The 11,969-nt window shown below is 73.7% G+C and carries 8 protein-coding genes; 1 reads left to right on the top strand and 7 read right to left on the bottom strand.

Going from position 1 to position 11,969, the window contains the following annotated elements:
• Positions 1–32 precede the first annotated feature (32 nt).
• Both H8838_RS01725 and H8838_RS01720 read right to left on the bottom strand, forming a co-directional pair.
• Complete coding sequence (locus H8838_RS01725; protein ID WP_181309814.1) at positions 33–1,286, bottom strand: fatty acid desaturase family protein; 1,254 nt, start codon at positions 1,284–1,286, stop codon at positions 33–35.
• 39 nt (positions 1,287–1,325) lie between these two features.
• Positions 1,326–2,483 (bottom strand): ferredoxin reductase, encoded by a 1,158-nt coding sequence (locus H8838_RS01720; protein WP_185995350.1) that lies wholly within the window; start codon positions 2,481–2,483, stop codon positions 1,326–1,328.
• Between the two features lie 113 nt (positions 2,484–2,596).
• On the opposite strand from H8838_RS01720, the gene H8838_RS01715 reads away from it, so the two are divergent.
• Positions 2,597–3,751 carry a PucR family transcriptional regulator gene (locus tag H8838_RS01715; protein WP_224766323.1) on the top strand — a complete coding sequence of 385 codons (1,155 nt, stop codon included), beginning with the start codon at positions 2,597–2,599 and terminating at the stop codon, positions 3,749–3,751.
• A 769-nt stretch (positions 3,752–4,520) separates the two neighbouring features.
• Here the strand turns inward: H8838_RS01715 and H8838_RS01710 are convergent.
• From H8838_RS01710 to H8838_RS01690, 5 genes are read right to left on the bottom strand one after another with little or no spacing between them, the layout of a single operon-like run.
• Positions 4,521–6,920 (bottom strand): GNAT family N-acetyltransferase, encoded by a 2,400-nt coding sequence (locus H8838_RS01710; RefSeq protein ID WP_185995351.1) that lies wholly within the window; start codon positions 6,918–6,920, stop codon positions 4,521–4,523.
• Positions 6,917–8,683: an IucA/IucC family protein gene (locus H8838_RS01705; protein ID WP_224766322.1), complete on the bottom strand. Its 1,767-nt coding sequence runs from the start codon at positions 8,681–8,683 to the stop codon at positions 6,917–6,919. The genes H8838_RS01710 and H8838_RS01705 overlap by 4 nt, the downstream gene beginning before the upstream one ends.
• Entirely contained in the window at positions 8,680–9,210 is a 531-nt protein-coding gene (locus H8838_RS01700) for a GNAT family N-acetyltransferase (RefSeq protein ID WP_185995352.1), read from the bottom strand. Before H8838_RS01700 ends, H8838_RS01705 begins: the two co-directional genes overlap by 4 nt.
• Entirely contained in the window at positions 9,207–10,505 is a 1,299-nt protein-coding gene (locus H8838_RS01695) for a lysine N(6)-hydroxylase/L-ornithine N(5)-oxygenase family protein (RefSeq protein ID WP_185995353.1), read from the bottom strand. Before H8838_RS01695 ends, H8838_RS01700 begins: the two co-directional genes overlap by 4 nt.
• A complete protein-coding gene (locus H8838_RS01690) occupies positions 10,502–11,968 on the bottom strand; it encodes a pyridoxal phosphate-dependent decarboxylase family protein (RefSeq protein ID WP_224766321.1) in 1,467 nt (488 codons plus the stop codon). The genes H8838_RS01695 and H8838_RS01690 overlap by 4 nt, the downstream gene beginning before the upstream one ends.
• Position 11,969: the final 1 nt, after the last annotated feature.

Below are 11,969 nucleotides of genomic sequence, written 5' to 3'. Positions count from 1 at the left end.
GGGCGACGACCCGCGCGAGCGGAACTTCCCGCTCACGCGGCGAGCCGGGCGTCCTTGGCCGCCTCGGCGCGACGCGCCTCCTGCGTCAGGCGGGCCTGCAGCGCGCGCCGGGTCTTGCGGTCGGCGGTGGCCATCTTGAACAGACGGACCAGCTGCTTCGGCGCGTTCTTCGGCGTGGTGGTGGCCAGCCAGCCGTTGGGCAGGCTCAGCCGGACGACCTTGTGCCAGGCGCTGTAGACCTGCTGCGGCAGCGGGCGCTCCAGGTAGGTCAGGCCGTACTTGTCGAAGAGCGCCTTCACCTGCGGGGCGACCTCCTTGTAGCGGTTGCTGGGCAGGTCGGGGAACAGGTGGTGCTCGATCTGGTGGGAGAGGTTGCCGGTCATGATGTGCATCGCCTCGGAGCCGGAGATGTTGGCCGAGCCCAGCATCTGGCGCAGGTACCACTCGCCCCGGGTCTCCTTCTCCGGGATGGAGGCCTTCTCGAAGGTCTCGACACCCTCGGGGAAGTGGCCGCACATGATCACCGAGTGCGACCACAGGTTGCGGACCAGGTTGGCGGTGAAGTTGGCCGCCAGCGTGGGCAGGAACGAGCCGGTCGGGATCGACAGCGCCGGGTGGACGACGTAGTCCTTGGTCATCTGCTTGCGGATCTTCTTCACGGTGTTGGCCGCACGCCGCTTGAACTCGGGGCTGCGCTTCTCCTTCGGGATGGAGAGGTTCTTGCCGAGCTCGAGGTCGTAGGCGGCGATCCCGTACTCGAAGAAGCAGGCGTTGATGAAGTTCCACAGCGGCTGGCCGAGGTGCATCGGGTGCCAGCGCTGGTCCTCGTCGACGCGCATGATGCCGTAGCCGAGGTCGTTGTCCTTGCCGACGATGTTCGTGTAGGTGTGGTGCACCTCGTTGTGGCTGTGCTTCCAGCCCTCGGCGGTCGAGGCGTTGTCCCACTCCCAGGTGCTGGAGTGGATCTTCGGGTCACGCATCCAGTCCCACTGGCCGTGCATGACGTTGTGGCCGATCTCCATGTTCTCCAGGATCTTGGCCACGCTCAGGCCGGCGGTGCCGACCACCCAGGCGGGCGGCAGGGCGGAGAACAGGAGTACGGCGCGGCTGCCGAGCTCGAGGTAGCGCTGGGTCTTCACCATGCCGCGGATGTACGCCGCGTCGCTGCCGCCGCGAGCGTCGATCACGCTCTGCCGGATCCGGTCGAGCTCACGCCCGATGTCCTCGACGTCCTCGGGGGTGAGGTGGGCGATCGGGTTGTCGGCCTTCTTCGTGATCGTGGTCATGTCGACTCCTTCAGTCAGCGGTCGAGTGCGTCGGGCGGGTCAGTGGGTGATCTGGCAGGCGCCGGCGGCGGCGCTGATGCAGGTCTGGATCTTGATGCCGCCGGGGTCGGTCTCCCCCGGGATGGCGGTGATGACGCGGCCGTCGCGCAGGTCCCGGACGGAGCCCTCGGTCATCGGCAGCACGCAGCCCATGCAGATGCCCATCCGGCAGCCGCTGGGCATCAGGACGCCCACCTCCTCGGCGGCGTCCAGGATCGGGGTGGCGCCGTCGGCCTCGAGCTCGACGCCGTTCTTGGTGAAGGTGACGGTGCCGCCCTCACCGGCCTCGACCCGGGCGACGCGGAACTGCTCGACGAGCAGCTCCAGGCCGCGGGCGCCGTGGTGGGCCTCGAGCGCGTCGAGCAGGCCGGCGGGGCCGCACGCCAGGGTCGTGCGGGCGTCCAGGTCGGGCACCAGCTCGTCGAGCGCGTCGACGTCGAGGACGCCGTGCACGTCGTCGTAGCGCGGGACCAGCCGGATCAGCCCGGCCCGGTCGAGCGCCTGCAGGTCGCGGAGGAAGATCGAGTCGGGCTCGCTGGGCGCCACGTGGACCACGGTGATGTCGAAGCCCGCGCTGCGCTCGAGCCGGACCACGCCGGAGTCGGCGACCGGGAAGAGGTTGCGCAGCATCCCGACCACGGGGGTGACCCCGGAGCCGGCGGTGACCATGAGGAACTTGCCGCCGTCGGGGGGCAGCACGAACTCGCCGGCCGCCTGCTCGAGGTGGACCAGGGTGCCGGGCTTCGCCTCGCGGACCAGGTGGGTGCTGACCAGGCCGTCGGGAACGGCCTTGACGGTCACCGAGATGTTGCCGTCGGCGCGGGGGCCGTGGGTCAGCGAGTACGCCCGCCAGTGCCGGACGCCGTCGACGTCGATCCCGATCCGGGTGTACTGGCCCGGGACGTGCCCGGCCCAGTCGGCACCCGGCTGGATGACGATGGTCGCGGCGTCCGCGGTCTCGGGCTGCACCGAGACGATCCGGCCGCGCAGGTCGGCGCCGGAGCGGAGCGGGGCGAAGAGGTCGAGGTAGTCGGCCGGCATCAACGGCGTGGTGGCGGCCTCGACGAGGCGGACGACCCGGTCGCGCAGCCGGAGCGGAGCGCGGTCGCGGTGACGTCCGCGGCGCGGGTCCGCGCCGTCGGTCTCAGTCAGGAGCATGGCCATGAGTCCATCATGACTGGTCACTGGGGGTAGATTCCTGACCGAGAGACGTGAACTTCTACGTCACAATTGTTCGCAAAGGACAAAAAAGTGACAGAACGGGGGGACCTGTGCCCGCTCACTCCTCCGATTGGACCACGCACCACGGCCTGGACCTCTCGGCCCAGGACGTGGAGATCATGCGGAACCGGCTCCCGCTGGTCGCCGACGCGGCCGTCAGCGCCATCATCGCCGAGGTCCCGACGTACGCCAACGCGCTCTCGGGGGCGATGGGCGAGACCATCCGCAACGCGGTGCAGCTCGCGCTCGGCGGCTTCATCCAGCTCGCGGCCCGGCGCTCGGGGGGCGCGCGTCCCACGGCGCCGTCGATGGAGACCGCCTACCAGCTGGGGCGCGGCGAGGCGCGTTCCGGCCGGAGCATGGAGTCGCTGCTGGCGGCGTACCGGGTGGGCGCCCGGGTCTCCTGGAGCGAGATGTCCGCGGGCCTGCTCGCCGACGGCGTGGATGCCGAGACGCTGGCCAAGTTCGCCGGCCTGGTCTTCGCCTACATCGACCAGCTCTCCGCCTCCAGCGTCGCCGGGCACAGCGACGAGTCGGCGACCACCGGCCGGATGCGCGCCCAGCTGCGCGAGGCGCTCGGCAACGCCCTGCTCCGCGGCGACGCCTCGGACCTGCTGCTGCGCGCCGCCGCCCGGGCCGAGTGGGAGCCGCCGGAGAGCCTGACCGCCGTCGTGCTCGCCGAGGCGCACGTGCGCTCGGCGCTCGGCTCCGTGGCGCCGGAGACGGTGGCCGTCGCCGACCCCACCGCCGAGGAGCACGTGGTGCTGCTGGTGCCGGACGCCACCCGGGCGGTCCTGCTGCGCGCGCTCTCCGGGGTGCCCGCGGTCGTCGGCCCGGCCCGGCCCTGGCAGCAGGCACGCGCGTCCTGGCAGCGTGCACGTCGCGCGGTCGACCTCGACATCGCGGTCACCGACACCGAGCAGCACCTGGCCGAGCTGGTGGTGCACGCCGACCCCGAGGCGCTGGCCGACCTGCGGGAGCAGGTGCTGGCACCCCTGGCCGACCTGGGACCGGCCGCCCGGGACAAGCTCACCGACACGCTGCGCACCTGGCTGCTGCACCAGGGTCGGCGCGAGGCGGTCGCGGAGGCGCTGGTGGTGCACCCGCAGACCGTGCGCTACCGGGTCGGGCAGCTCCGCGAGGCGTACGGCGACCGGCTCGACGATCCCGAGTTCGTCCGGGCCGCGACCATCGCCCTGGGCTGAACGCCCGCATGCGGGCCGCGACGATCGGGCACGGCGCGGTCATGGAGAGCACCCGCACCCGGCAGGTCGGCCGTCCCGTCACCGCGACCGGCACCGACCGCGCCCGCCAGGTCACGGTCACGATCAGCGAGGTGCTCTGCGTGCTGGGCACCCTCGTGGGCACCGGCGTGATCGGGACGCCGGTCGCCGAGAGCGCCGGAGGCGCGCTGTCGGACCAGGCCACCCTGCTGGCGCCGGCCGGCCCGGCGTTCTCCATCTGGTCGGTGATCTACGTCGGCCTCTTCGCCTACACGATCTGGCAGTGGCTGCCCGGCCGTGCCACCGACCCGCGGCTGCGTGCCACCGGTTGGCTGGCCGCGCTCTCGATGCTGCTCAACGCCGCCTGGCTGCTGGTCACCCAGACCGGCTCGGTCTGGGCCAGCGTGGCGGTGATCCTGGCGCTCGCGCTGGTGCTCGGCCTGCTGGCCCAGCGACTGGTCCTCGTCTCCTCGGACGCCTCGGGCGGGCCGGGAACCGTCGACCGGATCGTGGTCGAGGGCACCTTCGGGCTCTACCTCGGCTGGGTCTCGGTCGCCACCTGCGCCAACATCGCCGCCGCCCTGGCCGACAGCGGCTACACCCCCACCTCCCCCACCGCGGACGTGCTGGCCGCGGTGGTGCTCACCGTCGTGGCGGCCCTGGCCGTCTTCTACGCCTGGCGGCTCGGCGGTCGCACGGTGCTGGTCCTCGGCATCGCGGCCGCGATGGCGTGGGGGCTCGGCTGGATCGCCTACGGCCGGTCCTCGGAGGCGCCGGAGTCCCTGACCACCACCGTCGTCGCGGTGGTTGCGGCGCTGGTCACCGTCGCCGCCGCGCTGGTGCGGGTCGGCCGGAACGAGGACGCCGCGCGCGGCTGACGCACCAGGAACGCGAGCTGGGCGGTCTTGCCCGGGAGCTCGGTCACCGGTCCGAAGGTCGCGCCGAGCCGACGCAGCAGTCCCACCGACTTCTCGTTGCGGACGTCGGGCTCCATCACCAGGCGTTCGACCCGCGGGTCGGCGAAGGCGCGAGCGGTCAGGTAGGCCATCAGCGCCGTGGTGTGGCCCGCGCGAGCCGGCACGTCGGCCAGGAACAGGTGCAGCCCCACGTCGCCCGGCCGCCGGTCGTAGTGCTCGCCGATCTCGTCGACGAACGGGTCGTAGCTCTGCACCAGACCCACCGGCGCGCCGTCGTCGAGCACCAGCTGGGCGGTCAGGTGCTCCTGCTCGACGATCCAGGCGTAGATCGCCTCGACCTCCGCGAGCGGCTTGCCCCGCATCCCCCAGAACTCCGCGCGCGGCTGGTCGACCCAGGAGTGGATCAGCGCAGCGTCGCGCGGCGGATCGACCGGGCGCAGCGCGAACTGCTCCACCGGCACCAGCGCGCCGGTGGCCCAGGCCTCGACCTGGCTCCCCTCCGGGACCGCCCACCGGCTCCGTCCCCGGTCGGCCAGGTCCCAGACGTAGCGCGCGACCGGGCCGCGGACCACCAGGTCGGACCCGGGGAGCCACCCCGTGGCCGCGACGCAGTCGCTGTCCCCGCCCAGCGGCGTCCCGTCGTGCACGAGCCGGTGCCGCTCCCCCCAGACGCCGGTCGGCGGGTCCGCCGCCACGTCGGCCACCACCTGGGCCAGCAGCGCGGCAAGGTCCACGCCGAGCACCCGGCGTACGTCGTCGGACTGCTCCAGCAGGTGCGGCAGCGCGGTGGCGACCCGGCCGGGCAGGTCGAACCAGGGCGCGTGCAGGGCGCCGTACGGGCAGGAGCCCCGCAGCGGCTCCAGCGCGGGAGCCTCGCAGACCAGCCCGACCAGCCGGGCGCGCACCGCGGCGAAGAGGGCCGCCTCCTCGCTGTCGGCGGCCATCCGCCCGTCCCACGTCCGCAGCCGGTCGGTGACCCAGCTCCCTGACGGCAGCGCCTGCAGCAGCGAGCGGCCGGCCACCTGCAGGTCGTCGGTGAGCACCGCCGCCGCCGTGGCCGCGTCCCATCCGTCGCCGGGGTCCTGGCCCAGCAGCTCGCCGATCCGGTCCCGGCGGAACGGCGGCGCGAAGTCGTTCCCGAGCACCGCGAACGAGTCGTCGCGGCGGTCGTTGGCGGTGACCAGGACGTCATCGGGGCCGCCCTCGACCCGCGGGAGGGCGTCGGCGCCCGGCACCTGGCCGGCGACCCGGTGCAGGAGCCGCCCCGCCGTGTCGGCGACGACCCAGTTGTTGACCGGCTCGACCCAGGCGTCCAGCGCCGCGTCGACGTCGGCGACCGAGCGGGCCCGCAGCAGCGGCAGCAGCGCGCCGAAGCCCACGTCGCCGTCGGTCGTCGACGGCGTCCGCAGCGCCCAGGCGTCGCCGTCCGCGCCGGTCACCACCACCGGGCCGTACCGGGTCGTCGCCACCTCGACGGTCACCGGCTCCGCACTCGCGACCTCCACGACCTCGGTACGCCGGGAGAGCACGTCCGCCTCCGTCACCGGCGTGAGCTCCTGGTGGTCGGCCATCGCGTTGGTCACCGCCCAGGCGACGTCGCCCGCGTGCCCGAAGTGCTGCACGCCGGGCACGCCGGGGAAGGTCAGCCCGACGACGTCGAGCTCGTCGCAGGTCAGCCGCACCTGCAGGTAGACGTTCGGCGACTCCAGGATCCGGTGCGGGTCGCCGCCGACCAGGGGCAGGCCGGAGGCGGTCCGGCCCCCGCCGACCACGAAGGCGTTGCTGCCGTGCGGCCGCCCCTCGCGGCGCAGCAGTCCCACCGCCTCCTCCCCCAGGTGACGCCGCACGTGGTGACGCCACAGGGCGTGCGGGTAGTTGGCGAAGTGCACGTGCTCGACCAGGAAGACCCCGAGCGGGGTCCACGGCCGCCAGCCGTCGAGGCCCGCGGCCCGGACCCCGTCGACGTACGCCGTGACGAAGGCGGCGGTCTCCGGGTCGAGCCGCTCGAACCCGCGGCGGGCGACCTCGGCGATCCCGAGCCGGCGGGCGAAGGTGTCCCACTCCACGCCGGACGGACCGTCGAGCGCGGCGATCCGTCCCTCGGCGTAGCGCCGCTGCCGTTCCAGCTGGTCGCCGCGCAGCTCGACCGTGACCCGGCCCTGCTCGTGCGCGAGCCCGAGCACGTCGCGGGCGCGGACGTGCGGCACCCCCCAGAGGTCGACCGTGGTGCTCATGCGACCGGGTTGGCGAGCGTGCCGGCGAAGATCAGCGACTGCGCCTGGTCGGTCAGGTCCACCATCTGCAGAGTGTTGCGCAGCTGGAGCCGGTTGAGGCAGCTGTGCCGGAACCGCGGACGCGTGAGGTCGTGGCGCGCGACCGCGTCGGCGAGCTCGGGGTGGTCGGCCGCGTGCTCGTCGAGGCAGCGGCGCACCTCCGCCCAGAACTCCTCGGCGGGCAGCACGCCCTCCTCGTCGAGCAGCCCGGCGACGTGTCTCAGCACCCCGTCGAAGACGTCGGTGTGGATCGCCAGCGACTGCTCGTCGACCGGCACCTGTGCCCGGATCCGCTCCACCTCGGCCGGCAGCTCGGCGTCGCCGAGCACGGCGACCTCCTCGCCGACGTCCTTCATGACCGCCCGGACCACCACGTGGTCGCGGAGCACCAGCACCAGGTTCTCCCCGTGCGGCATGAAGACCAGGTCGTGGGCGAGCAGGCAGTGCACCAGCGGGCGCAGGTAGGCCCGCAGCCAGGACCGCACCCAGACGGCCGGGTCGAGCCCGGAGGCGCGCACCAGCGCGGCGGCGTACGACCCACCGCCCTCGTCGACCGGGTCGCGGTGCAGCAGCGAGGCCATCGTGGCCAGCCGCTCGCCGGGCGCGAGCGCCGGGACCGGGCTCTCCCGCCACAGCGCGGCCACCATCTTGCGGTGCGCCGACGGCACCTCCAGCCGGTGGAACGCGTCGCCGGTCCAGCCGATCGCGGCGTGCTCGCGCAGCATCGTGAAGCTGCACCCGGCCAGGGTCCGGTCACCCGCCACGAGGTCGCCCACCCAGTCGTTGATCGCCGGGGTCGGCCCCATGTACGCCGGGGAGAGGCCGCGCAGGAAGCCCATGTTCTGGATCGCCAGCGCGGTCTTCACGTACGACCGCTCGGGGTGGTGGGACGGGAAGAAGGTGCGGATCGACTGCTGGGCCCGGAACGCGCCCGGCCCCTCCCCGAGCAGCACCACGTCGCGCCGCGCCACCGACGGCGCGAAGCTGATCGCCACCTTGTTGACCCACTGCCACGGGTGCAGCGGGAGGAACCGGTAGGCGTCGGGCTCCAGGCCGAGCGCGCGGAGCCGCTCGCGCCAGCCGGCGAGCGTCTCCTCCCCCAGCTCTCGCCGGTAGTGGGTCTCCTCGTCGAGCCCGGCGGCCAGGGAGAGCCGTGACTGGTCCTTGCGCACGGCGAGCCAGAGCAGCCGCACGTCGCTGCCGGCCTCCGGCGCGTACGCCGCGTAGTCGTCGGCCCCGAACCCGATCCGGCCGTTGTTGGCGACGAACCCGGGGTGCCCCTCGGTCATCGCCGCCTCGATCTCCTGGTAGCCGGCGTCCAGCAGCTCCTCGACGGTGGGCCGTGGCCGGGCCAGCTTCCACGCGGCCGCGGCCAGGGTGGCGGCGAGCTCCTCGGAGTAGAGCGGCAGCAGCCGGTCCGGGATGCCGAGCAGCGGCGCCATCTCGGCGACGAAGTCCTGGGCGTCGAGCTCGGCAGGTGCGCCGTCGACCGTCCGGGTCAGCGACGCCTCGTCGACCACCCAGTGCTCCAGCGGGAGCACCCGGGCGGTGAAGGAGTAGCAGGTCCGCCCGTCGGGGCTGGCGAGCGCGAAGCGGCCGGCCTCCTCGGCCGACGGGGCGGGAGAGAGCATCCGCTCGTGGCTGAACTCGGCGATCGCCTTGGTCACCAGGTGCCGCTGCGCCCGGGCCATCAGCTCGGGGGTCAGGTGCTCGTCGTACGTCACGGGGTCCCTCCCAGGTCGGAGCCGGCGAAGTCGTCGCGGGTGCACACGCTCAGGGCCGCGGTCTTGGTGGCCAGCGGCACGTGCCGCAGGACGCGGAAGCCGGCGGCGGCGTTGAGGGCGGCGATCCGGTGGTTGCGCACGTCCGGCTCCACCACCACCCGCGGCCCGCGAGCGAGGCAGAAGGAGACCGCCTCGCGCATCACCGCGGCGGTGAAGCCGGGCACCGGCCGCTCGGTCGGCGCGACCAGCAGGTGCATCCCCACGTCGCCCGGCTCCAGCTCCGGCAGGTCCCGCAGCTCCGGGTGCCGGGCGGGGTCGTAGGTCTCGACCAGGAACTGCCGCGTCCCGTCGGCCCGGCCCAGCCAGGCGTCGTGGTGCGGGTCGTCGGCGATCGCGGCGTACTCGCGGGCGACCTCGTCGAGCGAGGCCTCCTGCATCTGCCAGTAGACCGACCGCGGGTGCGTCACCCAGGCGTGCAGCAGCGCGAGGTCCCGCCCGAGGTCGAGCGGCTCGAGGGTGAGCCTCATCGGGCCACCGCCTCGGCGCCGACGCGGAGCCGGTCGGGCACCCCGAACTCCTGGAACGCGATCCGCTTCTCCACCGGGTAGACCTCCCGGCCGAGGACGGCGGCCAGGATCACCGAGCTGCGCATCGCCCCCATCCCCAGGTCGGGGGCGACGAAGCCGTGCGTGTGCTCCTCGCCGTTCTGCACGAAGAGCGTCGCCTCGTCGTCCAGGGCGAACCGCTCGTCGGCCTGGAAGCGGCCCTGCTCGTCCCAGCGGATCCGGTCCCGCACCGGGGCCAGGAACTCCGGCACCCGGGCGGCGTAGCCGGTGGCCAGGACCACCGCCCCGGTGGTCAGCGCGAACGACTCCTCGGTCTCGGTGTGCCGCAGGGCCAGCCGCCAGCCGTCGCCGACGCGCTCGGCGCCGGTCACCTCGGTGGCGCTGAGCAGCGTGGTCTCGGGGGCACCCTCGACCGAGCGGGCGTAGAGCGCGTCGTAGATCTCGTCGATCGTGGTCGAGCTGATCCCCTTCGACAGCGCGGCCTGGCCGGCCTGGACCCGGGCCCGGGTCTCCGGCGGGAGCTCCTGGAAGTGCCGGCTCCACTCGGGCGAGGTCATCTCCAGGGTGAGCTTGGTGTACTCCATCGGGAAGAACCTCGGGCTCCGGGTCACCCAGTGCAAGGCGTAGCCGAAGGCGGGTTGGTCGGCGAGCAGGTCGGCGTACACCTCGGCGGCGGACTGCCCCGAGCCGACCACGGTGATCGAGCCGGCGCGCTGCAGCTCGACCTTGCGCGGCAGGTAGTCGGCCGTGTGCACGCCACCGTCCGCCAGCACCTCCTCCAGGCCGGCCGGCACCCGGGGCGCCGTGCCGGTGCCGAGCACCAGCCGGCGCCCGCGGAACGTCTCCCCGGTGGCGGCGCGGACGACGTACGCCTCGCCGTCGTGGGTCACCTCGGTGACCTCGCGTCCCCAGCGCAGCCGGTGCGCCAGCCGGTCGGCGGCCCACCGGCAGTAGAGGTTGTACTCCCGGCGCAGCGGATAGAAGCTCTCCCGGATGTAGAAGGGGTAGAGCCGCCCCGTCTCCTTGAGGAACTGGAGCCAGGAGAAGCGGGACGTCGGGTCGGCCAGGGTCACCAGGTCGGCCAGGAACGGCACCTGGAGGGTGGCGTCGTCGAGCAGCATCCCGCCGTGCCAGTCGAAGCCGGGCCGGGCGTCGAGGAAGACCGCGTCCAGGTCGGGCACCGGCTCGGCGAGCGCGGCCAGGCCGAGGTTGAAGGGGCCGATCCCGATCCCGACGAGGTCGTGGACGCGGCTCATCGGGCCACCCCCACCAGGTCCGCGGCGCGCACCGGACGGGTCAGCGCTCGCCCGTGCTCGCGGACCAGGTCGACGAGGCCGACCAGCTGCTCGGTCGTGGCCACCGGGTTGAGCAGGGTGAGCTTGAGGAAGGTGCGGCCGTCGACCTTGGTGGCGGCCACCATCCCCCGACCCGAGTCGTAGAGCGCCTCGCGGACCCGGGTGTTCAGCGCGTCCACCGCCTCGTCGTCCAGGCCGTCGGGGCGGTAGCGGAAGACCACCGTGGAGAGCGAGGGGCGGGCGGCGAGCTCGACGTCCGGCAGCGTCTCCAGGTGGTCGGCGACCTCGGCGGCCAGCTCGATCACCGTGTCGAACCAGTCGCCGAGGGCGTCGGCGCCCATCGTGCGCAGGGTCATCCACAGCTTGAGCGCGTCGAAGCGCCGGGTGGTCTGCAACGACTTGTCGACCTGGTTGGGGTGCGCGGCGTCCTTGGGGTTGAGGTAGTCGGCGTGCCAGGTGACGTGGCGCAGGGTGGCGCCGTTCCGGACCAGGAGCGCGCTCGCGGAGACCGGCTGGAACCAGGTCTTGTGGTAGTCGACGGTGACCGAGTCGGCGTGCTCGATCCCGGCCAGCAGGTGCCGCCGGGTGCGCGAGGCGAGCAGGCCACCGCCGTACGCCGCGTCGACGTGCAGCCAGGCGTCGTGCGCGCGGGCCAGCGCCGCGACCTCGGCCAGGGGATCGATCGCGCCGAAGTCGGTGGTGCCGGCGGTGGCGACCACCGCCATCGCCACGTCGCCCGCGTCCGCCACGCGGGCGAGCCTCCGGGACAGCGCGACCGGGTCCATCCGGCGCTCAGCGTCGGCGCCGACCGGCAGCACCGCGGCGTCCCCCAGGCCGAGCAGCCGGGCCGCCTTCTGCACGCTGAAGTGCGCCTCGGCGGAGGCGAGGATCCGCAGCCGGGAGGCCTCGGCCCCGCCGGCCAGAGCGTGGTCGCGAGCCAGCAGGAGGCCCTGGAGGTTCGACTGGGTGCCGCCGCTGGTGAAGATCCCGTCGGCCGCGGGGGCGGAGTCGCCGTAGACGCGGCCGGCCGTCCAGTCGACCAGGTGACGCTCGATGAACGTGGCGCCGACCGACTGGTCGAAGGTGTCGAGGGAGGCGTTGACGGCGCTGATCAGCACCTCCGCCTGGAGCGCGGGGATCGCCACCGGACAGTTGAGGTGGGCGGCGTAGGCCGGCTCGTGGAACCAGACGGTGTCCTGGAGCCAGAGCCGGGAGAGCTCGGCCAGGGCCCGGTCGCCGTCGCCGAGCGGGCGGTCGAGGTCGACCGCGGCCACGGCTCGCGCGGCCTCCCGCGGGCCTCGGCCGGTGGCCGGGCGGCCACGGCGCTCCAGGTGGCCCGCGACGGCGGCGGCCCCCGCGCCGACGGCCTCGAGGTAGTCCTGGACGCGACTGGAGTGGAACAGATGGACAGGAACGGACGTCACC

The sequence above is a fragment of the Nocardioides campestrisoli genome, from assembly GCF_013624435.2.
In the GTDB taxonomy this organism is placed as follows: Bacteria; Actinomycetota; Actinomycetes; order Propionibacteriales; family Nocardioidaceae; genus Nocardioides; species Nocardioides campestrisoli.
Note: the sequence above shows the minus strand (reverse complement) of the source record. Positions and strands in the feature narration are given on the sequence as shown.

Bases quoted from the DNA above. Each gene is read 5' to 3' on its own strand.
- H8838_RS01700 (WP_185995352.1), bottom strand. From the start codon at position 9,210: ATGAGGCTCACCCTCGAGCCGCTCGACCTCGGGCGGGACCTCGCGCTG.
- H8838_RS01725 (WP_181309814.1), bottom strand. From the start codon at position 1,286: ATGACCACGATCACGAAGAAGGCCGACAACCCGATCGCCCACCTCACC.
- H8838_RS01720 (WP_185995350.1), bottom strand. From the start codon at position 2,483: ATGCTCCTGACTGAGACCGACGGCGCGGACCCGCGCCGCGGACGTCAC.
- H8838_RS01695 (WP_185995353.1), bottom strand. From the start codon at position 10,505: ATGAGCCGCGTCCACGACCTCGTCGGGATCGGGATCGGCCCCTTCAAC.
- H8838_RS01710 (WP_185995351.1), bottom strand. From the start codon at position 6,920: ATGAGCACCACGGTCGACCTCTGGGGGGTGCCGCACGTCCGCGCCCGC.